Annotated in this window: 20 protein-coding genes and 1 pseudogene; 8 read left to right on the forward strand and 13 right to left on the reverse strand. The window is 52.1% G+C overall.

The features are described 5' to 3' along the window. Positions 1-10 precede the first annotated feature (10 nt). The 7 genes from cdsA to rpsB all read right to left on the reverse strand — a co-directional run bounded on the left by cdsA (position 11) and on the right by rpsB (position 6,530). Positions 11-868 (reverse strand): phosphatidate cytidylyltransferase, encoded by an 858-nt coding sequence (gene cdsA / locus SK32_RS11865; protein WP_048212646.1) that lies wholly within the window; start codon positions 866-868, stop codon positions 11-13. A 12-nt stretch (positions 869-880) separates the two neighbouring features. Beyond that, positions 881-1,639 (reverse strand): (2E,6E)-farnesyl-diphosphate-specific ditrans,polycis-undecaprenyl-diphosphate synthase, encoded by a 759-nt coding sequence (gene ispU / locus SK32_RS11870; protein WP_040230029.1) that lies wholly within the window; start codon positions 1,637-1,639, stop codon positions 881-883. A gap of 188 nt (positions 1,640-1,827) precedes the next feature. Then, positions 1,828-3,024: a 1-deoxy-D-xylulose-5-phosphate reductoisomerase gene (gene ispC, locus SK32_RS11875; RefSeq protein WP_048212647.1), complete on the reverse strand. Its 1,197-nt coding sequence runs from the start codon at positions 3,022-3,024 to the stop codon at positions 1,828-1,830. A gap of 96 nt (positions 3,025-3,120) precedes the next feature. Next, positions 3,121-3,678 (reverse strand): ribosome recycling factor, encoded by a 558-nt coding sequence (gene frr / locus SK32_RS11880; RefSeq protein ID WP_005132113.1) that lies wholly within the window; start codon positions 3,676-3,678, stop codon positions 3,121-3,123. 139 nt (positions 3,679-3,817) lie between these two features. Beyond that, entirely contained in the window at positions 3,818-4,543 is a 726-nt protein-coding gene (gene pyrH / locus SK32_RS11885) for a UMP kinase (protein ID WP_005132114.1), read from the reverse strand. 145 nt (positions 4,544-4,688) lie between these two features. Beyond that, positions 4,689-5,540: a translation elongation factor Ts gene (tsf, locus tag SK32_RS11890; RefSeq protein ID WP_005132116.1), complete on the reverse strand. Its 852-nt coding sequence runs from the start codon at positions 5,538-5,540 to the stop codon at positions 4,689-4,691. Positions 5,541-5,804: 264 nt separating this feature from the next. Continuing rightward, on the reverse strand, positions 5,805-6,530 hold the full coding sequence (gene rpsB, locus SK32_RS11895) for a 30S ribosomal protein S2 (RefSeq protein WP_005132117.1): 726 nt from the start codon (positions 6,528-6,530) through the stop codon (positions 5,805-5,807). 449 nt (positions 6,531-6,979) lie between these two features. Here rpsB and map point away from each other — a divergent pair, with 449 nt between their 5' ends. From map to SK32_RS11915, 4 genes are all read left to right on the forward strand, one after another. Then, positions 6,980-7,774 (forward strand): type I methionyl aminopeptidase, encoded by a 795-nt coding sequence (gene map, locus SK32_RS11900; protein ID WP_048212648.1) that lies wholly within the window; start codon positions 6,980-6,982, stop codon positions 7,772-7,774. A gap of 238 nt (positions 7,775-8,012) precedes the next feature. Continuing rightward, positions 8,013-10,685, forward strand: coding sequence for a bifunctional uridylyltransferase/uridylyl-removing protein GlnD (gene glnD, locus SK32_RS11905; protein ID WP_048212649.1), 2,673 nt, complete (start codon positions 8,013-8,015; stop codon positions 10,683-10,685). Positions 10,686-10,716: 31 nt separating this feature from the next. Beyond that, positions 10,717-11,541: a 2,3,4,5-tetrahydropyridine-2,6-dicarboxylate N-succinyltransferase gene (dapD, locus tag SK32_RS11910; protein WP_003837532.1), complete on the forward strand. Its 825-nt coding sequence runs from the start codon at positions 10,717-10,719 to the stop codon at positions 11,539-11,541. A 109-nt stretch (positions 11,542-11,650) separates the two neighbouring features. Further along, positions 11,651-12,037, forward strand: coding sequence for a DUF3461 family protein (locus SK32_RS11915; RefSeq protein WP_003018562.1), 387 nt, complete (start codon positions 11,651-11,653; stop codon positions 12,035-12,037). Positions 12,038-12,124: 87 nt separating this feature from the next. On the opposite strand, the gene cdaR is transcribed toward SK32_RS11915, so the two are convergent. From cdaR to dgt, 3 genes are all read right to left on the reverse strand, one after another. Continuing rightward, positions 12,125-13,282 (reverse strand): DNA-binding transcriptional regulator CdaR, encoded by a 1,158-nt coding sequence (gene cdaR / locus SK32_RS11920; RefSeq protein WP_005132128.1) that lies wholly within the window; start codon positions 13,280-13,282, stop codon positions 12,125-12,127. A gap of 150 nt (positions 13,283-13,432) precedes the next feature. Then, complete coding sequence (degP, locus tag SK32_RS11925; protein ID WP_005132129.1) at positions 13,433-14,866, reverse strand: serine endoprotease DegP; 1,434 nt, start codon at positions 14,864-14,866, stop codon at positions 13,433-13,435. A 129-nt stretch (positions 14,867-14,995) separates the two neighbouring features. Beyond that, the gene (gene dgt, locus SK32_RS11930; RefSeq protein WP_048212650.1) at positions 14,996-16,513 is read right to left on the reverse strand and encodes a dGTPase; all 1,518 of its coding nucleotides are present in this window, start codon (positions 16,511-16,513) and stop codon (positions 14,996-14,998) included. 83 nt (positions 16,514-16,596) lie between these two features. On the opposite strand from dgt, the gene mtnN reads away from it, so the two are divergent. The 3 genes from mtnN to SK32_RS11945 are packed head-to-tail and all read left to right on the forward strand — an operon-like array spanning position 16,597 to position 18,749. After that, on the forward strand, positions 16,597-17,295 hold the full coding sequence (mtnN, locus tag SK32_RS11935) for a 5'-methylthioadenosine/S-adenosylhomocysteine nucleosidase (protein ID WP_048212651.1): 699 nt from the start codon (positions 16,597-16,599) through the stop codon (positions 17,293-17,295). Then, positions 17,288-18,088, forward strand: coding sequence for a vitamin B12 ABC transporter substrate-binding protein BtuF (gene btuF, locus SK32_RS11940; protein WP_048212652.1), 801 nt, complete (start codon positions 17,288-17,290; stop codon positions 18,086-18,088). The genes mtnN and btuF overlap by 8 nt, the downstream gene beginning before the upstream one ends. Positions 18,089-18,125: 37 nt before the next feature. Beyond that, positions 18,126-18,749 carry a TRIC cation channel family protein gene (locus SK32_RS11945; RefSeq protein WP_048212653.1) on the forward strand — a complete coding sequence of 208 codons (624 nt, stop codon included), beginning with the start codon at positions 18,126-18,128 and terminating at the stop codon, positions 18,747-18,749. A 119-nt stretch (positions 18,750-18,868) separates the two neighbouring features. Here SK32_RS11945 and erpA read toward each other — a convergent pair whose 3' ends face one another. The 3 genes and pseudogenes from erpA to clcA all read right to left on the reverse strand — a co-directional run bounded on the left by erpA (position 18,869) and on the right by clcA (position 20,716). Then, entirely contained in the window at positions 18,869-19,213 is a 345-nt protein-coding gene (erpA, locus tag SK32_RS11950) for an iron-sulfur cluster insertion protein ErpA (RefSeq protein WP_003018581.1), read from the reverse strand. Next, positions 19,206-19,271: pseudogene (yadW, locus tag SK32_RS26250) on the reverse strand (small protein YadW). Before yadW ends, erpA begins: the two are co-directional and overlap by 8 nt. A gap of 23 nt (positions 19,272-19,294) precedes the next feature. After that, positions 19,295-20,716 (reverse strand): H(+)/Cl(-) exchange transporter ClcA, encoded by a 1,422-nt coding sequence (clcA, locus tag SK32_RS11955; RefSeq protein ID WP_048212654.1) that lies wholly within the window; start codon positions 20,714-20,716, stop codon positions 19,295-19,297. A 168-nt stretch (positions 20,717-20,884) separates the two neighbouring features. On the opposite strand from clcA, the gene hemL reads away from it, so the two are divergent. Further along, on the forward strand, positions 20,885-22,165 hold the full coding sequence (hemL, locus tag SK32_RS11960; protein ID WP_048212655.1) for a glutamate-1-semialdehyde 2,1-aminomutase: 1,281 nt from the start codon (positions 20,885-20,887) through the stop codon (positions 22,163-22,165). Positions 22,166-22,225: the final 60 nt, after the last annotated feature.

The following is a 22,225-nucleotide window of genomic DNA, read 5'->3' on the forward strand; positions in this document are numbered from 1 at the left end:
AGACCATCCGTTAGAGCGTCCTGAATACCAGTAACAACAGGCAAGCAAAGACCGGCACCGCAGCCGTCAGGCTGTCAATACGATCCAGAATACCACCGTGTCCTGGGATTAAGTGACCACTGTCCTTAATACCTGCTTCACGCTTAAACATACTCTCGGTCAGGTCACCCAGCACGGAGGCCAGGGCTGCAACGATGGAGCAAATGAGCAAGGTGACAGGCGCAACTTCAAGATTCGCCCACATACCATAACCCCACGAGATTACAGCTGCAGTGGCAAGTCCGCCAATAAAACCCTGCCAGGTTTTACCAGGAGAAACCTTCGGCGCCAGTTTATGTTTGCCAAACATCTTACCAAACATATAGGCACCAGAGTCCGCTCCCCAAACGAGGATCATGACATAGAGCAGCCATAGCGCGCCACTATAATGATTCTCATCATAGTGCCAGGCACGTAGCGCCAGCATTCCCCAAAAGAAAGGAACAATGGTTAACACGCCGAAAATTATGCGTAATGTTTTGGAATTACGCCAGACCGAGGCTGAACCGGGGTAAAACAACACCAGTAATAGCGCCACGGCCCACCAGCCCAGCGACGCCCAAAGCGACACTTCAACCAGCGGTTGGTGAATATTATGATGATACTCAGGCAGCAAAAACAGCATCAGTGCCAGCAATAGCCCGCACAAAACCGCCAACCAAACTCGCTGTGTACGCGTGGCAAAACCGCTTAACTGTCCCCATTCCCAGGCGGCCAGCATACAGACGACCAGCGTAACAATGGCGAACCCCACCGGCGGCAACAAAAACAACGCCGCGATGACAACGGGTATTAAAACAAAAGCAGAAATCAGGCGATACTTCAGCAAAAGCGACCCCCATCAGGCTTTTTCATCACCGGGCTCGGTGCCGCCGAAACGACGCTCACGATTAGCAAAGGCATGTAGCGCACCTTCAAAGTCTTGTTCATCGAAATCGGGCCAGAGAACATCCGTAAAGTAAAGTTCGGCATAGGCAATTTGCCACAACAAAAAATTACTAATTCGATGCTCTCCCCCAGTCCTTATCACTAAATCCACAGGAGCCAGCTCATGCATACACACTTGCTGACCAAGCATCTCTTCATCAATTTGCTCTGGACGCAACAGACCTTCCTGCACCTGTTGTGCCAGTTGCCTGACGCCCTGGACAATATCCCACCGTCCACCGTAATTCGCGGCAATATTCAGCGTTAACCCGGTATTCTGGGCGGTAAGCGCTTCCGACTTGCGAATCCGTTCTTGCAAACGTGTGTTAAATCGACTGATATCCCCAATAATACGCAGGCGCACGTTATGGCGGTGCAGGTTTTTCACTTCGCTATCAAGTGCCCACACAAACAATTCCATTAACGCACTGACTTCCTGCGCTGGTCGGTTCCAGTTCTCACTGCTAAAGGCATACAGCGTTAACGCGTCAATACCGTTATTGGCAGCAAAAGAGACAGCCCGGCGGACGGATTTTGCTCCGGCCTTATGCCCAAAGGCGCGGATCTTCCCTTGCTTTTTCGCCCAGCGGCCATTGCCATCCATGATAATTGCGACATGGCGACAACCATGTGCTGGCAAGTTCTCGCTTAATGGTTTAGTTGCAGACAACATAACGCGTTTTTAGTCCCTGAAAGGATTATACGGTACTCAGGAATACTGAAGCCTATCCACAAAAAAGCCGTGTCAAACCACGGCTTACCCGATCGAAAAAAAGCAAATACCTGCGATCAGGTGGCGCAGACTATATCACTGAAGCCCAACGCTAACAAATAGCACGATCCCTCACAGAGGGATTATCATCAGCTTGAGAGTCGTGTCACTTGTTTTGTCGCGACGTCTCTGGCGATGGCATCGACCCTCAGCACATCTTCAACGCTCTGCGGTTCCTGCAAATCCATCCTATCCAGTACGGACAAATTGAGATCGGCGATATCCGTAAATCGAATCTGCTGCGCCAAAAATGCAGCAACGGTAATCTCATTTGCGGCGTTCAGCGCAGTTGTCGCAGCCTGTCCTTGCTCAAACGCGTCCATCGCCAGTTTCAGGCACGGATAACGCTGATAATCAGGTGCGGAAAACGTCAACGCACTGAGTTTGCAAAAATCGACAGGCTTAACCCCAGAGCTCACACGTTCCGGCCATGCCATCGTATGGGCGATAGGCGTGCGCATATCAGGCTCACCCAACTGGGCCAGGACGCTACCATCCTGATAACGGACCATCGAGTGAATAACCGACTGTGGATGGATCAGCACTTCCATCTGGCTTGCACTGGCATTAAACAACCAACGCGCTTCAATGTATTCCAGACCTTTATTCATCATGGTGGCGGAATCGACGGAGATTTTTCGTCCCATCGACCAATTCGGATGACGACATGCCTGATCGGGAGTCATTAGAGCCAGATCGGGCAATGGCGTTTCACGGAAAGGGCCACCAGACCCGGTAAGCAAAACAGACACAACGCCGTTTTGCTCAAGGTCAGCGTATCCCAGATTGTGTTGGATAGGTTGCGGTAAACTCTGAAAAATCGCGTTATGTTCGCTATCTACCGGCAAAAGCTGCGCTTTATGCCGTTTCACGTCGTCCATAAACAGACGTCCGCAGGTTACCAGAGACTCTTTATTCGCCAGCAAAATGTTTTTGCCTGCGCGGATTGCCGCAAGCGTTGGCAACAAACCTGCCGCGCCAACTATCGCCGCCATGACCTGATCGACATCATCCAGCGCGGCCATATCACAGGCCGCCTGCTGCCCGCACATAACCTCGGTGCGACTTCCATGATCCCGCAATGCGGATTTCACCAGCGCTGCACTTTTTTCGTCATCCATCACCGCGTAGCGGGGGGAAAACTCAAGGCATTGCTCCACCATACGGGCGACATTTTTACCCGCTACCAACGCAGCAACACGAAATTTATCCGGGTTATGGCGTACTACATCGAGCGTACTGCAACCAATAGAGCCGGTTGAGCCCAGGATGGTTAATTGCTTCATGAGACATCCAGAAGAATTGAGACAGGATAAAAAAGCAAAACGCCGCCATCCAGCCTTCTCAGGCCTTCTAAGCGGCGTTTTTAGCGTACAGGCGAATCAGAACTGCATCAGTTCCGCTTCTTTCTCTGCCAGCGCCGCATCAACTTTCTTGATTGCAGCATCGGTCAGTTTCTGTACGTCGTCCTGAGAACGGCGATCGTCATCTTCGCTGATCTCTTTATCTTTCAGCAGCGCTTTCACTTTGTCGTTGGCGTCACGGCGTACGTTACGCACAGCAACACGCGCGCCTTCAGCTTCACCACGTACGATCTTGGTCAGATCTTTACGACGTTCTTCGGTCAGCGGTGGCAGCGGAACGCGGATGTCAGAACCCGCTGAGCTTGGGTTCAGACCGAGGTCAGAAGCCATAATCGCTTTCTCAACAGCCGGACCCATAGAACGGTCAAACACGTTGATTTTCAGGGTACGGGAATCTTCAACCGTTACGCTTGCCAGCTGGCGCAGCGGAGTCGGCGTGCCGTAATATTCTACGATAATGCCATCCAGCAGGCTGGGAGAAGCACGACCCGTGCGAATTTTGCTGATTTGATTTTTGAATGCTTCGACGCATTTGTCCATGCGTACTTCAGCATCTTTTCTGATATCGTTGATCACGTTACGAATCCTTGAAAGCTTGTTTCAGTCAGACCATACCCACCACGCAAGATGTGACAAGTATAGTCTTGATTAATTTTGAGGGACGTATCCCGCGACATTAAAGCGGAATATTACCTGCATTTAGCCGCAACGGGAATTATTCCGTGATTAACGTGCCTTCTTTTTCACCCATCACAACGCGGCGCAACGCACCCGGTTTGTTCATGTTGAAGACACGAATCGGTAATTTGTGGTCACGAGCCAGCGTGAACGCAGCCAGATCCATCACTTTCAGTTCTTTATCCAGTACTTCAGCATAGGTCAACTGTTCGTACATGGTTGCTGTTGGATCTTTAGCTGGATCGGCGGTAAACACACCATCAACTTTAGTGGCTTTCAGAACCACATCCGCTTCAATTTCAATACCACGCAGGCAGGCTGCGGAGTCAGTGGTGAAGAACGGGTTGCCTGTACCAGCGGACAAAATAACCACGCGGTTGTTACGCAACAGGCTGATCGCTTCCGCCCAGCTGTAGTTATCACACACGCCGTTCAGAGGGATAGCGGACATCAGGCGAGCGTTCACATAGGCGCGGTGAAGCGCATCGCGCATCGCCAGACCGTTCATTACGGTGGCTAACATGCCCATGTGGTCGCCCACGACGCGGTTCATCCCTGCTTTCGCCAGACCAGCACCACGGAACAGGTTACCACCACCGATCACTACGCCAACCTGGATTCCCAGCTCGACCAGCTCTTTGATTTCCTGAGCCATACGGTCAAGTATGCTTGCATCAATACCGAAGCCCTCTGAACCTTGCAGAGCTTCGCCACTTAACTTAAGCAGAATACGTTTGTAGACGGGTTTTGCATTGGTAGCCATGTTTCTTTCCTGAGACTGTCAACGAATGAGATGAGTTAATTCCAGCGACATTGTATGTCGCTTTTCAGCCCTGCCACTATAGCGCTTAGCTGAATTTACAAGTCGGGCGCAAAAAGAAGCCGCCCTCAGGCGGCTCCTTTTAAAATTAAGACTGCTTGGACATCGCAGCAACTTCTGCTGCAAAGTCAGTCTCAACTTTCTCGATGCCTTCACCCACTTCGAAGCGGATGAAACCAGTTACGTCAGCGTTGTGCTCTTTCAGCAGCTGAGCAACAGATTTGCTCGGTTCCATAACGAAAGGCTGACCAGTCAGAGAAACTTCGCCGGTGAATTTCTTCATGCGGCCTTCAACCATTTTCTCTGCGATTTCTTTCGGCTTGCCAGACTGCATCGCGATATCCAGCTGAACCTGGTATTCTTTTTCTACTACTTCAGCAGAAACGTCTTCCGGCTTAACGAATTCTGGTTTGCTTGCAGCAATGTGCATTGCCAGCTGTTTAACCAGTTCTTCATCAGCGCCAGTTGCAGCAACCAGAACACCGATACGCGCACCGTGCTGGTAGCTACCCAGAACTTCGCCTTCCAGGGAAGCCACGCGACGGATGTTGATGTTCTCACCGATTTTAGCAACCAGAGCAACACGTTCTTCTTCGAACTGTGCTTTCAGAACTTCAACGTCAGTGATTTTGCCAGCAACAGCAGCGTCCAGTACTTTGTCAGCAAATGCCTGGAAACCAGCATCTTTAGCAACGAAGTCAGTCTGGCAGTTAACTTCCAGAATGAAAGCGATATTGCCGTCGATTTTGGTTTTGATTACGCCGTCAGCAGCAACGTTGCCTGCTTTTTTCGCTGCTTTAATAGCACCGGACTTACGCATGTTTTCGATTGCCAGCTCGATGTCGCCATTAGCTTCAGTCAGTGCTTTTTTGCAATCCATCATGCCTGCGCCAGTACGCTCACGCAGCTCTTTTACCAGGGATGCGGTAATTTCAGCCATTCTAAAATCCTCGGAAGATTTGATCTGCCCGGCATGAAACCGCACAGATTTAAAAGTGAAAAAGGGGGCCATATACAGGCCCCCTAACCAAACGTGATACTACCTGGCCTATATCCGTCATTCTTCAAGCTGCTGGTGCGTTGTTTTCCTTACTCACCCCAGTCACTTACTGACGTAAGCTCCGGGGGATTCGTTGCGTCAACGCCTTCCAGCAACTCGAATTATCTAGGATATATAAGGGGTCGCTCTAACGAGCGTGCCTTATTATTCAGCTTCTACGAAGCTTTCTTCCGCCTGGGAAGCCAGATCCTGAGAACGGCCTTCACGAACGGTAGTAGCTACAGCGCCCAGGTACAGGGTCACAGCACGGATTGCGTCGTCGTTACCCGGGATAACGAAGTCAACACCGTCCGGATCAGAGTTGGTATCAACGATAGCAAATACCGGGATACCCAGGTTGTTTGCTTCTTTGATAGCAATGTGCTCGTGGTCAGCATCGATTACGAACAGAGCGTCCGGCAGGCCGCCCATGTCTTTGATACCGCCCAGGCTGTTTTCCAGTTTCTCAAGCTCACGGGTGCGCATCAGCGCTTCTTTCTTGGTCAGCTTTTCGAAAGTACCGTCCTGAGACTGAGTTTCCAGATCTTTCAGACGTTTGATGGACTGACGAACGGTTTTCCAGTTAGTCAGCATACCGCCCAGCCAGCGATGGTTCACGAAGAACTGGTCGCAGCTGTTAGCAGCGTCTTTCACCGCTTCGCTTGCAGCGCGTTTAGTACCAACGAAAAGGATTTTACCTTTACGAGCAGAGATCTTGTTCAGTTCAGCCAGAGCTTCGTTGAACATCGGTACAGTTTTCTCAAGGTTGATGATGTGAACTTTGTTACGCGCACCGAAGATGAACGGCTTCATTTTCGGGTTCCAGTAACGGGTCTGGTGACCGAAGTGAACACCAGCCTTGAGCATGTCGCGCATGGAAACAGTTGCCATGATTAAAACCTCTATATATAAAAGTTGGGGTTAAGCCTCCACGCATCCCATATTACCGACCCTTAAGGGCACCCCGGAATATGTGTCGATACGTGTGTGTTGTTACACAAAGTGAGATTTGTCGCTCCCGTCCATCGTGTGTAGTCTGCGAATAGAACGGAAGTCCGGCGCGCTTTATACCACAAATACGCCGTCGACACCAATAATTGTTGGTACTGTGTGCTGAATGAACGATGAATTTCGTGTTACAGGAAGGCGGCAAATTTTTGAATCTCCAGGAGCTTACATGTAGTAAGTGACTGGAGTGAAAAAATACAGCCAACGCACCTGTGGCACGAAAGGCGAAGTTTAGAATGATTCTCAATTTGGCAGCATGTATGCGGGACTGATACCATTGGCAGCACTTAAACAATTATTGCCGATATCATCGGCACTGATGGACAGAATTCATGGCTATCTCAATCAAGACCCCTGAAGAAATCGAAAAAATGCGCGTCGCAGGCCGCCTGGCCGCTGATGTACTGGAAATGATCGCACCGTTTGTTAAACCGGGCGTCAGCACCGGCGAGCTGGATCGCATTTGTAACGACTACATCGTGAATGAACAGCAGGCCATTTCCGCATGCCTGGGCTATCACGGTTATCCGAAATCCGTGTGCATCTCTATTAATGAAGTCGTGTGCCACGGGATCCCGGACGATGCCAAGCTCCTGAAAGACGGCGATATCGTCAACATTGACGTCACAGTGATTAAAGACGAATACCACGGCGATACGTCCAAAATGTTTATCGTCGGGAAACCGACCATTCTTGGCGAGCGTCTGTGCCGCGTCACGCAGGAAAGCCTGTACCTGGCGCTGCGCATGGTAAAACCAGGTATTCGCCTGCGTACCCTGGGTGCTGCAATTCAGAAATACGCGGAAGGCGAAGGTTTCTCTGTGGTCCGTGAATACTGCGGTCACGGCATTGGTCGCGGCTTCCATGAAGAACCGCAGGTTCTGCATTACGATGCGGACGACGGCGGTGTGGTACTGCAGCCGGGCATGACCTTCACCGTAGAACCGATGCTGAATGCCGGTGATTACCGTATCCGCACCATGAAAGACGGCTGGACGGTGAAAACCAAAGACCGGAGCTTGTCTGCTCAGTACGAGCATACTATTGTGGTGACGGAAAACGGCTGTGAAATTCTGACGTTACGCACGGATGACACCATCCCGGCGATCATCACACACGGCGAATAATGTTTTGCCTGATGGCGATGCCCCTGCATCTTATCAGGCCTACAAATTGCACCTTTACTCAAAATCATTCGAGTTGCTTCAAGACGGCAAGAGAGTGAATCTCCAGAAGCGTACAAAAGTACGTGACTGGAGTGAACGAGCGCAGCCAACGCAGAAGCAGCTTGAAGGATGAAGAGTAAATCCGTAGGCCGGGTAAGGCGCATTAGCCGCCATCCGGCTTTTTAATGGGTGGCGCATAATGAATACTCTTCCTGAACAGCACGCAAATACTGCCCTCCCCACCCTGCCTGGCCAACCGCAAAACCCAGGGACATGGCCACAGCACGACCTCAACTGCCCCGGCATTAAAGCGCATATCGACGCTTTCCAGCACTGGTTAGGCGAAGCGTTTGACAGCGGGATCTCCGCAGAGCAACTCATTGAGGCCCGCACCGAGTTTATTGACCAGTTACTTCAGCGTCTGTGGATTGAAGCCGGTTTCGGTCAGATTGCCGATCTGGCGCTGGTTGCTGTTGGCGGTTACGGACGCGGCGAACTGCATCCCCTTTCCGATATTGACCTACTGATCCTGAGTCGTAAAAAGCTCCCTGACGCACAGGCCGAAAAAGTCGGCGAGCTGTTAACGCTGCTATGGGACGTGAGGCTAGAGGTTGGGCACAGCGTGCGGACGCTGGAAGAGTGTCTGCTGGAGGGGCTATCGGATTTAACCGTCGCCACCAACCTGATAGAAACACGCCTGCTTATCGGCGACGTGGCGCTGTTTCTGGAGCTACAAAAGCATATTTTTAGCGAAGGTTTCTGGCCGTCCGATAAATTTTACGCTGCCAAAGTGGAGGAACAGAATCAACGCCATCAGCGCTATCACGGCACCAGCTACAACCTGGAGCCGGATATCAAAAGCAGTCCAGGTGGACTGCGCGACATCCACACCCTGCAATGGGTCGCCCGCCGTCATTTTGGTGCCACGTCGCTGGATGAGATGGTCGGCTTCGGCTTCCTGACGCTGGCGGAGCGCGCCGAACTGAATGAATGTTTGCATATTCTGTGGCGCATTCGCTTTGCATTGCATCTGATCGTGAACCGTTACGATAATCGTCTGCTGTTTGATCGACAGCTCAGCGTGGCTCAACGCCTCAATTATGGCGGTGAAGGCAATGAGCCGATCGAGCGGATGATGAAAGACTATTTCCGGGTCACGCGACGAGTGAGTGAACTGAACCACATGCTGCTCCAGCTGTTTGACGAGGCGATCCTCGCCATGCCGGCTGATGAAAAACCGCGCCCAATTGATGACGACTTTCAGTTGCGTGGCACATTGATTGACCTGCGCAATGACGACCTGTTTATCCGCGAGCCCGAGGCTATTTTGCGGATGTTTTACATCATGGTACGCAATAGCGCGATCACCGGAATTTACTCCACCACACTGCGTCATTTGCGTCATGCCCGCCGTCATTTAACTCAACCGCTGTGCTACATTCCGGAAGCGCGCTCGCTATTTCTCAGCATGTTGCGCCATCCGGGTGCAGTGAGTCGCGGCCTGTTGCCAATGCATCGGCACAGCGTGTTATGGGCCTATATGCCGCAGTGGTCACACATTGTCGGTCAAATGCAGTTTGACCTGTTTCATGCTTATACGGTGGATGAGCACACTATCCGCGTAATGCTCAAGCTGGAAAGTTTTGCCAGGGAAGAGACTCGCCCGCGCCATCCGCTGTGTGTGGATCTGTGGCCGCGCCTGCGTCAACCGGAACTCATTCTGATTGCTGCGCTGTTCCACGATATCGCCAAAGGACGTGGCGGCGATCACTCTATTCTGGGGGCTCAGGACGTACTCAAGTTCGCCGAATTACACGGACTCAACTCGCGTGAAACAAATCTGGTCATGTGGCTGGTACGCCAGCATCTGCTAATGTCGGTGACCGCTCAGCGCCGTGATATTCAGGATCCGGAGGTGATCAAGCAATTCGCTGAAGAAGTACAAACGGAACATCGTCTGCGCTTTTTAGTGTGCCTGACCGTCGCAGATATTTGCGCTACTAACGAAACACTGTGGAATAGCTGGAAGCAAAGCCTGTTGCGCGAATTATACTTCGCCACGGAAAAACAGCTGCGTCGTGGAATGCAAAACACGCCGGATATGCGCGAGCGTGTGCGCCATCATCAACTGCAGGCGCTGGCACTACTGCGAATGGACAACATTGACGAAGAAGCGCTGCACCATATCTGGTCGCGCTGTCGCGCCAACTATTTCGTGCGCCACAGCCCAAATCAACTGGCCTGGCATGCGCGTCATCTGCTGCAGCACGATCTCAGTAAACCACTAATCCTGCTCAGCCCGCAGGCCACGCGCGGCGGGACAGAAATTTTCATCTGGAGCCCTGACCGCCCTTACCTGTTTGCCGCCGTCTGCGCCGAACTGGACAGGCGTAATCTTAGCGTTCACGATGCACAGATTTTCACCACCCGTGATGGCATGGCGATGGATACGTTCATCGTTCTGGAGCCGGACGGCAGTCCGCTGTCGTCAGACAGGCACGAAGCGATCCGTTTTGGGCTGGAACAAGCCATTACTCAACGCAGTTGGCAACCGCCGCAGCCGCGTCGCCAACCGGCAAAATTACGCCACTTTACCGTCGATACTGAGGTTACTTTTCTTCCGACCCATACCGACCGTAAATCATTCCTTGAGCTTATCGCTCTCGACCAGCCTGGACTGCTGGCGCGGGTCGGGCAGATTTTTGCCGATCTGGGAATTTCGCTGCATGGCGCCCGAATTACAACCATTGGCGAGCGAGTAGAAGATTTATTCATAATCGCCACCGCCGACCGGCGTGCCCTTAATAATGAGCTGCAGCAGGAAGTACATCAACGGTTGACAGAGGCCCTCAATCCAAACGATAAAGGGTAATGTTTTTATTTATTATGGAAAGAGTTTAACAATGCAGCAGTTACAGAACGTTATTGAGTCCGCTTTCGAGCGCCGTGCCGACATTACTCCGGCAAATGTAGATACCGTAACCCGCGAAGCGGTGAATCAGGTTATTGCTTTACTGGATTCCGGTGCACTGCGCGTCGCAGAAAAGATTGAGGGTCAGTGGGTCACGCATCAGTGGCTGAAAAAGGCGGTCCTGCTCTCTTTCCGTATTAACGATAATCAGGTTATCGAGGGTGCGGAAAGCCGTTACTTCGATAAAGTACCGATGAAATTCGCCAACTACGACGAAGCACGCTTCCAGAAAGAAGGTTTCCGCGTGGTTCCGCCAGCGGCCGTACGCCAGGGTGCGTTTATCGCCCGTAACACCGTGCTGATGCCGTCTTACGTGAACATCGGCGCTTATGTGGATGAAGGTACGATGGTTGATACCTGGGCGACCGTGGGTTCCTGCGCGCAAATTGGTAAAAACGTTCACCTGTCCGGCGGCGTTGGCATCGGTGGCGTACTGGAGCCGTTACAGGCTAACCCGACCATCATCGAAGACAACTGCTTCATCGGCGCACGTTCTGAAGTGGTTGAAGGCGTGATCGTCGAAGAAGGCTCTGTTATCTCTATGGGCGTGTACATTGGTCAGAGCACCCGTATTTACGATCGTGAAACCGGCGAAGTGCATTATGGCCGCGTTCCGGCGGGCTCTGTGGTTGTCTCCGGCAACCTGCCGTCGAAAGATGGCAAATACAGCCTGTACTGCGCGGTGATCGTGAAGAAAGTCGACGCTAAAACGCGTGGCAAAGTGGGTATCAACGAACTGTTACGTACCATCGACTAACAGCAATTTGAAAAAGCGGGCTTAGCCCGCTTTTTTTACATCTGCGAGTGGCATAAACAAGGCTTTTCGTTAATTATTCAATGGTTATAGTGAGCTTAAGGGTACCGCTATGTATGACAATCTGAAAAGTCTGGGCATTACTAATCCTGAAGAGATCGATCGTTACAGCCTGCGGCAAGAAGCCAACAACGATATCCTGAAAATCTATTTCCAAAAGGATAAAGGTGAGTTTTTTGCCAAGAGCGTGAAGTTCAAATATCCCCGTCAGCGTAAAACAGTGGTCGCCGATGGCGTCGGTCAGGGCTACAAAGAAGTGCAGGAGATCAGTCCAAACCTGCGCTATGTGATCGACGAACTGGATCAGATCTGCCAGCGCGATCGCAGTGAAGTCGATCTTAAACGCAAGATCCTCGATGATTTACGTCATCTGGAAAGCGTCGTGACTAATAAGATCAGCGAAATTGAAGCCGATCTGGAAAAACTGACGCGTAAGTAACCGCATGTGAATGTATTCGTAGGCCGGGTAAGGCGAAGCCGCCCCCCGGCATTTTGCCTGATATGTGTAGTGTCATCAGGCAAGGAATTAATGCTGTTCATCCAGTTGCAACGCCACATACAACAACAGTCGGTCGTCAAAATTCCCCAAATCCAGCCCGGTTAGCTCTGAAATTCGGTTCAGGCGATATTCCAGCGTATTACGGTGGATAAACAACGCTTTTGAGGTCGCCAGCGGCTGAACGTTATGCCGAAACCACGCCGCTAAAGTCCGACGCAGCAAGCCGTTGTTATCCATCGCTTTCAGCCGAACCAGCGGACGGGCCAGCTCATTAGCCTGCCAGCCGCCGCGCAGGCTGTCCAGCAGCACTGGCAACATTAAATCCTGGTAAAAATAGCTGCGGCTTTCCGGCATGCGCTGCTTACCGACCATCATGGTCGTGCGCGCCGTACGATACGAACGGGCAATGCTGCCCGGCCCGGTAAAATAGTTGCCCAGCGATACGCGAAAGCGTAGTTGTCCGTTCTCTTTCATACGGGCGATCAACTGTTCAACACGCTTGCGATGATCTTCTGCATCCCAGCGGCCAAACTGATTCAGTGCGGGTTTCAGAACTACCATCTCAGTCAGTGAAACAATCGCAATCAGGTTATTTCGTTCTGGTGTCGTCAACGCATTTTGTAATTGCTGTAGTTCAGCCATGGCACTGTCTACACCAAGCTGACCGCTGTCGACCTCCACCACCGCTACCACGCGCGGCTGGTTCAGATCTATACCCAGCCTCTGCGCCCATTCCACCAGCGCCGGGGTGTTTTCTTCAGCCTGAATCAGGTTCATCACCAGTTCTTCGCGCAGACGACTGTCCTGAGCGAGCAGATGCATCAAACGCGACTGCTCCAGCATCATTTCGGCGGTCATACACACCAGTTCACCGTATTTACGCAAATGCTCCGGCTCACCGGTTAAGCCAATAACGCCAACGATTTCGCCTTCGAGCCGCAGCGGCAGGTTTATCCCCTGACGCACGCCGTGCAAATGTCGCGCTACCGCATCATCAATATCGACTACCCGGCCCTGTGAGAGCACCAGCAGTGCCCCTTCGTGCAATTCACCAATACGTTCGCGATCGCCACTGCCGATTATCCGCCCACGGGCATCCATTACGTTGATATTGGTATCAATGATGCGCATCGTGCGCGCCACAATATCCTGCGCCATTTTGGTATCGAGATGCCAGCCAGCCATAAAGCCCTCCTGTGAGCAGTGCTCAAGCATAGGGAAGAAAACAGGCTGCGACATTGTGCAAATGCACAAAGCAGAAGAGAGAAGTATGGAGTTGTGGTAGGTATCACAAAAAGAAACCCCTTCCCTGATATGGGAAGGGGTTCAGAGGGATTATTGCATCAACAGATAGATAGAGCTGTCACCACGCTGAATGTTTAGCGCCAGAACAGCCGGTTTACTGTCGAGAATTTTGCGCAGTTCCGCGATGTTTTTCACCGGTTGCTGGTTAGCACCAATGATGACATCCCCTTTCTTCAGGCCAATCTGTGCCGCCGGCGAATTCGGTTTCACATCGCTTACCACGACACCTTTGTCCTGGCCTTTGTTACTCATATCCGCACCTTCAATGCCTTTGAAGATAGAGCTGGAATCAACCTGAGTCTGGCTGCTCTGCTGCAGTTCCAGGTTCACCGTTACCGGCTTACCGTCGCGCAGCAGGCCAAGGTTAATTTTGCTACCCACTGGCATGGTGCCGACCTGCGCACGTAGGGCAGCGAAGCTGCTGATTGGTTTACCGTTCAGGGAGGTAATCACGTCCCCAGCTTTGATACCGGCTTTCGCTGCAGAAGAGTTCGGCATAACCTGGCTGACGAATGCCCCACGCTGGGCATCCACTTTCATCGCTTTCGCCAGCTCAGAGCTCAGCTCAGTCCCCATAATACCCAGCTCACCGCGTTTAACCTGGCCGAACTCAACCATCTGCGAAGTCAGGTTTTTCACCATGTTGCTTGGGATAGCAAAACCGATCCCGATGTTGCCACCGTCCGGCGCGAGGATCGCGGTGTTAATCCCGATCAACTCACCATTCAGGTTAACCAGCGCACCGCCAGAGTTACCGCGGTTGATCGCCGCATCCGTCTGGATAAAGTTCTCGTAGTTTTCGGCATTCAGGCCACTACGCCCCAGTGCAGAAACGATACCTGATGTCACCGTTTCACCGAGGCCAAACGGGTTACCAATCGCTACAGTGTAATCACCCACGCGCAGCGCATCAGAATCTGCCAGCTTAATTGCCGTCAGATTTTTCGGATCCTGAATTTGAATCAACGCGATATCAGAGCGCGGATCTTTTCCGACGATTTTTGCGTCAAACTTACGCCCATCGCTCAGTTGAACCTTGATCACCGTGGCATTATCGACCACGTGGTTGTTGGTCACAACATACCCTTTCGCGGCATCAATGATGACGCCAGACCCCAGCGCCATAAATTTCTGCTGCTGGCCACCGCCGTTGTCAGCGCCCGGAGCACCGCCCTGGCAGAACGGTGAGCTCTGGAACGGAGAACCGTCCTGGCAGAACGGAGAGTTATCACCAAAGAACTGCTGGAAATTACGCGGCATACGCGGCGTATTGACCGTCGTGCTCCCCTCGACATTAATACTCACCACCGATGGCATCACTTTTTCGAGCATCGGGGCCAGGCTTGGCATCTGTTGGGCTGTTGTCGCTGAAGACGCTGTCTCAGCCGCCGTTGCAGACAGGGGGGACAACGCCAAACCTAAACTCAGAGCCAGTGCACTCATTGCTAATGTGGTTTTTTTCATGTGTTTCGTTCTCGATTAACAGGTCACGCAAAATTGCTGTATACCTCAGAGTCGTTTTATAGCGCTAAGTTCCAGAATGAAGTTTAAGGAAAAAGTAAAATTTTATTGTCCGTCTTTACAAATGAGTATTTATTGTTCTACCGCCATCAGCCGTCTATATTCATCCCAGGCATACAAGTCAGTCATCCCGCTGATATAATCCTGAATTAAACGGCAGCGGTAATAATATTCCATGACCGGGAACTCGGCACTACCCGGCAATATTTTACTGACCGCCTCAACATAAGCAAGACGATGGCGGGTAGACAACTTTTGAAATAATCGTGATTCGATAGGGAACTGTTTTAATCTTTCGTGTTCAACCAGTCCGCTAAAGTCGGATAATGACATTTTTAGCAGTGGTTGGTAGATTTCCAGAAGCCCACTGATAACCCGATAGCCTTGCAATTCCAGCTGTTCCACATCTGGATGACTAAACACATGTTTTACCGCTACATTTTTATATACCCCTAGCAACTGACTGAAGCTACTGGCATCTTCTAATAAAGCGTGATTAAAACTCCCCTCAAAAATTTGCGGCAAATTATCAATAAAACGCTGAGCGGCGTACGGTACCAGCTTATTCAGCGTATTAACGCGTAAATACATAAAGAACTGATCTTCAGTACTGCGGCTTAATGTATTTGAACGAGATTTTTCCCAGGCGTTCTCAACAACCTGACTAAACAGGGAACCTTTTTCATGATGCCCCCACGCCTCATACAGATGGTGGTAAAGCTGCTCGACGCTGAAGATTCTTTTCTCAACAGCATCCTCCAGATCAGCCACACAATAAGAGATATCGTCCGCTGCTTCCATAATCCAGGTTAATGGAAAGCGACTGTAAGGTGCTAAGGATAATTCTTTACGTAACCGCTCAATATACGGTTCCTCGGAAAGGTAATAGCCCGGTTTCTTCATTAAATAGTTATGCGTCGCCGGCGTACCTCCACGCCACCATGCCGGGCGCGTATATTTTAAAATTCCCCCCACCTGCGACCAGGTCAGGTTCATGCGCATCAGAGTATGCACCAGCCGAATGCCCTGCGCATTGCCTTCAAAATGGCACAGGTCCTGACGTACCTTGCGGCGAATATCATTGAGCGACTCTTCACCTTCACGCAAACGTAACGCAGACACCAGGCAGCGATCGTCGCTTAACGGCTGACTTTCAGCGTCAGCCGGATAGAGTCGCTGGCGAAACCAGTCATTAATCGCTGCCTCGCCAAAATGACCAAACGGCGGATTGCCGATGTCATGCATCAGGCAGGACATTTCGACGATGCTTTCAAAGGGACCGGTCAACTCATCCAGGCCGTACTGCTCCAACAGCTTTTGCTCTTTCAGTCGGCTGAGGATCTCTTTGGCGATATAACGCCCTACCTGCTGAACTTCCATCGAGTGCGTCAGGCGCGTACGCACCGCCGCGTTACGCTCCAACGGAAAGACCTGGGTTTTTTGCTGCAGTCGGCGAATAGCCGGAGAATTGATAATGCGTCCACGGTCGCTTTCGAAAATGCGCAGGATCTCATGCTCAGATTTCACGCCCTGCGGTGAACGGTAACGACGATGCCAGTTTATTTTTTTTCGGAAATCGATCTGTGCCATGTCCTCTCCCGCCTGAGAAATGCGCTACCCCTTAAGCGCATGATAGACTATGCCCTCAAATCTGGCTTATCGCGAGTAAATCTATGAAAATCGGCATCATTGGTGCAATGGAAGAAGAAGTTACGCTGCTGCGTGACAAAATCGAAAACCGTCAGACAATCGCTCTTGGCGGTTGTGAAATTTACACCGGCCAACTGAACGGTACTGAGGTTGCGCTACTGAAATCAGGCATCGGTAAAGTAGCTGCGGCGCTGGGCGCTACGCTGCTGCTTGAACGCTGCAAGCCGGACGCCATCATCAATACCGGTTCTGCGGGTGGCCTGGCTTCTACGCTGAAAGTGGGTGATATCGTGGTTTCTGACGAAGCGCGCTATCACGATGCTGACGTCACCGCATTCGGCTATGAATTTGGCCAGCTACCGGGCTGCCCGGCCGGTTTTAAAGCCAACCCGACACTGATTGCTGCGGCGGAATCCTGCATTGCCGAACTCAATCTGAACGCCGTCCGTGGACTGATCGTCAGCGGCGATGCCTTCATTAACGGTTCCGTTGGTCTGGCAAAAATTAAGCATAACTTCCCACAAGCGATTGCCGTTGAGATGGAAGCAACCGCAATTGCGCACGTGTGTCACAACTTTAATGTGCCGTTTGTTGTCGTTCGCGCTATCTCTGACGTCGCCGATCAGCAGTCCCATCTCAGCTTTGACGAGTTCCTGGTCGTTGCCGCGAAACAGTCAAGCCTGATGGTTGAAACGCTGGTGCAGAAACTGGCACATGGCTAAATACATCTCCAGGGCGCTGGTCGCCCTGCTTTTCATTCTTCCGGCGTGGCTTTACGCCGCGCCGCGCGTTATTTCGCTTTCCCCAGCCAACACTGAACTGGCCTTCGCCGCCGGTATTACCCCCGTTGGCGTCAGCAGCTATTCAAACTACCCGCCCGAGGCCAAAAATATTGAAGAGGTCTCAACCTGGCAAGGCATGAATCTGGAACGTATTGTGGCGCTCAAACCCGATTTGGTTATTGCCTGGCGTGGTGGGAATGCTGAGCGACAGGTTAATCAACTGACCGCCCTGGGAATTAAGGTCATCTGGGTCGATGCCGTCACCATCGAGCAGGTCGCAGATGCATTGCGTCAACTTGCGCCATGGAGTCCCAAGCCTGAACAGGCAAAGCAAGCAGCGCAAACCCTGCTTGATGAGTATGCTTTACTAAAGTCTCAGTATGCCAACAAACCTAAAAAACGTGTGTTTCTCCAGTTTGGCGCAAATCCTCTATTTACCAGTGGAAAAGGTTCCATTCAAAACCAGGTTCTTGAGGTATGTGGTGGAGAAAACATCTTTTCCGGCAGCCGGGTTCCATGGCCGCAGGTCAGCCGCGAACAGGTACTGGCAAGAGCCCCTCAGGCAATTGTTGCTACCGGCGGTTCAGGCGAAATTCTTAAAATTGAGCAATACTGGGGAAATCAGCTAAAAATCCCGGTTATTACTCTTGATAGTGACTGGTTTGAACGCGCGAGCCCGCGTATTATCCTCGCCGCAAAACAACTCTGTAATGCGCTTTCACAAGTAAATTAGCGCCTGCCCCCACCAGGTCTGTTGTGAGGATGTAAAGATGCTCGTCTATTGGCTGGATATTGTCGGTACCGCGGTATTTGCTATCTCTGGCGTATTGCTTGCCGGAAAACTGCGTATGGACCCCTTCGGCGTTCTGGTCCTGGGCGTGGTAACCGCCGTCGGTGGCGGTACGATCCGCGATATGGCGCTGGATCATGGCCCCGTATTCTGGGTTAAAGATCCCACCGACCTGGTGGTGGCGATGATCACCAGTATGTTGACGATCGTGCTGGTGCGTCAGCCAAGACGCTTGCCGAAATGGATCCTTCCGGTGCTGGATGCCGTTGGCCTGGCGGTGTTCGTGGGTATTGGCGTGAATAAAGCGTTTCTCGCCGGAACCGGACCGTTGGTGGCGATTTGTATGGGAGTGATTACCGGCGTCGGCGGCGGAATTATTCGCGACGTGTTAGCGCGTGAAGTGCCGATGATTTTGCGCACCGAAATCTACGCCACGGCGTGTATTATCGGCGGGATCGTGCATGCGACAGCGTTTTATACCTTTAATGTATCGCTGGAAAACGCCAGTATGATAGGGATGATTGTCACCCTGTTGATTCGGCTTGCCGCCATTCGTTGGCATTTGAAATTGCCGACGTTTGCGCTGGATGATAACGGGCGTTGATGTGACGATGCAAAACATGTAGGCCGGATAAGGCGTTTACGCCGCCATCCGGCACATTGCCCGGTGGCGCTACGCTTACCGGGCCTACACCATCAGACCACCGGTATTGCAGACAGCAATCAGATGCTGAAAGAGGAACCACACCCGCAGGTGCTTTTGGCGTTCGGGTTAGTCACAACGAAGCGAGAACCTTCCAGACCTTCGGTATAATCAACCGCACCGCCTACCAGATACTGCAGGCTCATCGGGTCAACCACCAGACCAACACCTTGTTTCTCAATGGTCATATCACCATCGTTTACCTGATCATCAAAGGTAAAACCGTACTGGAAACCGCTGCAACCACCGCCGGTGATATACACGCGTAATTTCAGATTTGGGTTATCTTCATCTGCGATCAGGCTTTTTACTTTATTGGCTGCTGCTTCAGTAAATTGCAGTGGCAGCGCTACGTCATCACTCATATTTTGCTCCAAACGACATTGGCAATTGGGCAAATTATAACCCAATGGTTAAGGCCATTATCTAATACCCTGGTATTTCGTTCAAGTATTCTCGCCCGTGGCGGTACTCTGGCTTTTTGCCGCCTGCTCCGCTTCCTGTTTAGCCAGCGTGCGGGCAAGGATAGTCGAGTATAGCGGTTTTCCCCCCATAAACTGGGCTAATAGTGTTGCGCCAAGACAGGTAATAATCATTGGCAAAATGAGCTGATAGTTATCCGTCATTTCCAGCACCAGCACAATGCCCGTTAACGGCGCACGCACTGAAGCGGCCAGCAATGCCCCCATCCCGGCAATAGCAAACGTCCCCGCCTCCAGATGATACTGCGGAAAAGAAGCTGCTGCAGCCATGCCAAATGCAGTTCCCAGCAATGTGCCTAACGCCAGCATCGGGGCAAATATCCCACCAGGCGCGCCGGATGAGAAGCACAGCAGCGTGGTGATCACCCTGGCGATAAAGATAAACAGCAGCAGGCCCACGCTGAAATTGCCCGCAGCGGCAATCGGGATCAGGTTAAACCCGCCACCTGCAGCTTCCGGTTGAATCAAACCGAGGATCCCGCACAGGCCGCCGATCGCACCGCCCATCAGCACCCATTTTTTAATTTCACCACCGTGAAAGCGTTGAAACATATCCTGGGTACGCAACACCATGGTATTGAACAACGGCCCGACGCAACCAAAAATAATCCCGAGGATGAGGTACAACCACAGCGTATTAACCGGCGCATTGGAGAGTTTCCCGACCTCAATAATCGGGGCCTCGCCGTTGAAAATACGAAATACAATGCTCGACATAATCACGCCGGTAAATACGGCTTTGATCGACACGAGGTTATAACGAAACTGTGGTCGCATCTCTTCAATAATGAACAGAATGCCGGCCAAAGGCGCATTAAACGCGGCTGACAGCCCCGCAGCCGCACCGGTTGCCAGTAAGGTGTGCCGCGCTTCGGCGCTACGCATGCGGAAAATATCCAGCACCATGCGCCCGATATTGCCACCAATCTGCACGGTTGGTCCTTCTCGCCCAAGCACCATTCCGGCACCCAGCGTACCCATACCGCCGATAAATTTTACCGGCAGCACACGCCACCAGCGCACCGGGCGGAGCTCTTCCAATGCGCCTTCAATCTCAGGGATCCCCGAACCACCGGCTTCCGGGGCAAATTTACGCACCAGAAAATAACCCACCATCGCCAGCAATGCAGAAAGAATAAACGCCAAAGGCCATACCAGGACGGCGTGGTCAGCAACCTGTGCCAGCGTGCCAATACGCAGATTCTGCACCCAGGTCACGGCTTTCTCAAACGCCACACCCACCAACCCCGTCACTGTCCCCACCACGGCGGCCATAAAGAGGATCGCCAACGGCGTTTTGTCACGATCAAGGAGTCGACGGATCTGATCCCTGCGCCGTAAACGCACAATTTGTTGTGCTTCAAAAGAAGGGGTGTCTGTTTTCATCAGATAATCATTAATTGGTAATACAAATACGGAAACGGCATTCTACTCGCACGTTTCGTGAAAATCCCCTGTAAATCGTATTGTTTCAAATACGCAAAACTTTCATAACCTTCTCTGAATAACTAGAATAGCGGGCATTTACTTTTTCTACGAACCAGGACCCCATCCATGAGTAAGTCTGAAAACCTCTACAGCGCAGCACGCGAACTTATCCCCGGCGGCGTTAACTCCCCCGTTCGCGCCTTTACTGGCGTGGGTGGTACTCCGCTGTTTATTGAAAAAGCTGACGGCGCATATCTGTATGATGTCGATGGTAAAGCCTATATCGATTATGTCGGCTCCTGGGGGCCGATGGTGCTGGGTCACAACCACCCGGCAATTCGCAATGCCGTGATTGAAGCGGCAGAGCGCGGTTTAAGCTTCGGCGCGCCGACCGAAATGGAAGTAAAAATGGCGGCGCTGGTCACTGAGTTAGTGCCAACCATGGATATGGTACGTATGGTGAACTCCGGCACGGAAGCGACGATGAGCGCGATCCGTCTGGCGCGCGGTTTCACCGGTCGCGATAAGATCATCAAATTTGAAGGCTGCTACCACGGTCATGCCGACTGTCTGCTGGTCAAAGCCGGTTCCGGCGCGTTAACGCTGGGTCAGCCTAACTCCCCGGGCGTTCCGGCTGATTTCGCGAAACACACCCTGACCTGCACCTATAACGATCTTGCCTCAGTACGTGCGGCATTCGAACAGTATCCGCAGGAGATCGCCTGCATCATCGTTGAACCGGTCGCGGGCAACATGAACTGCATCCCGCCGCTGCCGGAATTCCTGCCAGGCCTGCGTGCGCTGTGCGATGAGTTTGGCGCGCTGTTGATCATCGATGAAGTGATGACCGGTTTCCGCGTGGCGCTGGCCGGTGCGCAGGATTATTACGGCGTCGTGCCGGATCTGACTTGTCTTGGCAAAATCATCGGTGGCGGAATGCCCGTTGGCGCATTCGGTGGCCGTCGCGATGTGATGGACGCACTGGCGCCGACCGGACCGGTTTACCAGGCGGGGACGCTTTCCGGTAATCCAATTGCGATGGCGGCAGGTTATGCCTGTCTGACCGAAGTCGCCCAGCCGGGGATTCATGAGACGTTGAACGAACTGACGACGCGTCTGGCAGAAGGTCTGCTGGAAGCTGCCGAAGAAGCAAATATTCCACTGGTGGTTAACCATGTCGGCGGGATGTTCGGGATTTTCTTCACCGATGCCGAAACCGTGACCTGCTATCAGGACGTGATGGCCTGCGATGTTGAACGCTTCAAGCGTTTCTTCCACATGATGCTGGATGAAGGCGTTTACCTGGCGCCGTCCGCCTTCGAAGCGGGCTTTATGTCCGTGGCGCACAGTGAAGAAGATATCAATAACACCATCGACGCCGCACGCCGGGTGTTTGCGAAATTGTAAGTGATGAATTGCCGGGTGGCGCTTACGCTTATCCGGCCTACATTTGCCCCCGTAGGCCGG

This window comes from Citrobacter sp. MGH100 (assembly GCF_001034465.1).
GTDB classification, from domain to species: Bacteria; Pseudomonadota; Gammaproteobacteria; order Enterobacterales; family Enterobacteriaceae; genus Citrobacter; species Citrobacter youngae.

What these genes read in the sequence shown, in the direction of transcription:
- pyrH (WP_005132114.1), bottom strand. Translation starts at nt 4,543, where the DNA reads ATGGCTACCAATGCAAAACCCGTCTACAAACGTATTCTGCTTAAGTTA.
- tsf (WP_005132116.1), bottom strand. Translation starts at nt 5,540, where the DNA reads ATGGCTGAAATTACCGCATCCCTGGTAAAAGAGCTGCGTGAGCGTACT.
- mtnN (WP_048212651.1), top strand. Translation starts at nt 16,597, where the DNA reads ATGAAAATCGGCATCATTGGTGCAATGGAAGAAGAAGTTACGCTGCTG.
- SK32_RS11915 (WP_003018562.1), top strand. Translation starts at nt 11,651, where the DNA reads ATGTATGACAATCTGAAAAGTCTGGGCATTACTAATCCTGAAGAGATC.
- glnD (WP_048212649.1), top strand. Translation starts at nt 8,013, where the DNA reads ATGAATACTCTTCCTGAACAGCACGCAAATACTGCCCTCCCCACCCTG.
- dapD (WP_003837532.1), top strand. Translation starts at nt 10,717, where the DNA reads ATGCAGCAGTTACAGAACGTTATTGAGTCCGCTTTCGAGCGCCGTGCC.
- SK32_RS11945 (WP_048212653.1), top strand. Translation starts at nt 18,126, where the DNA reads ATGCTCGTCTATTGGCTGGATATTGTCGGTACCGCGGTATTTGCTATC.
- ispU (WP_040230029.1), bottom strand. Translation starts at nt 1,639, where the DNA reads ATGTTGTCTGCAACTAAACCATTAAGCGAGAACTTGCCAGCACATGGT.
- map (WP_048212648.1), top strand. Translation starts at nt 6,980, where the DNA reads ATGGCTATCTCAATCAAGACCCCTGAAGAAATCGAAAAAATGCGCGTC.
- ispC (WP_048212647.1), bottom strand. Translation starts at nt 3,024, where the DNA reads ATGAAGCAATTAACCATCCTGGGCTCAACCGGCTCTATTGGTTGCAGT.
- degP (WP_005132129.1), bottom strand. Translation starts at nt 14,866, where the DNA reads ATGAAAAAAACCACATTAGCAATGAGTGCACTGGCTCTGAGTTTAGGT.
- clcA (WP_048212654.1), bottom strand. Translation starts at nt 20,716, where the DNA reads ATGAAAACAGACACCCCTTCTTTTGAAGCACAACAAATTGTGCGTTTA.
- rpsB (WP_005132117.1), bottom strand. Translation starts at nt 6,530, where the DNA reads ATGGCAACTGTTTCCATGCGCGACATGCTCAAGGCTGGTGTTCACTTC.
- dgt (WP_048212650.1), bottom strand. Translation starts at nt 16,513, where the DNA reads ATGGCACAGATCGATTTCCGAAAAAAAATAAACTGGCATCGTCGTTAC.
- erpA (WP_003018581.1), bottom strand. Translation starts at nt 19,213, where the DNA reads ATGAGTGATGACGTAGCGCTGCCACTGCAATTTACTGAAGCAGCAGCC.
- cdaR (WP_005132128.1), bottom strand. Translation starts at nt 13,282, where the DNA reads ATGGCTGGCTGGCATCTCGATACCAAAATGGCGCAGGATATTGTGGCG.
- hemL (WP_048212655.1), top strand. Translation starts at nt 20,885, where the DNA reads ATGAGTAAGTCTGAAAACCTCTACAGCGCAGCACGCGAACTTATCCCC.
- btuF (WP_048212652.1), top strand. Translation starts at nt 17,288, where the DNA reads ATGGCTAAATACATCTCCAGGGCGCTGGTCGCCCTGCTTTTCATTCTT.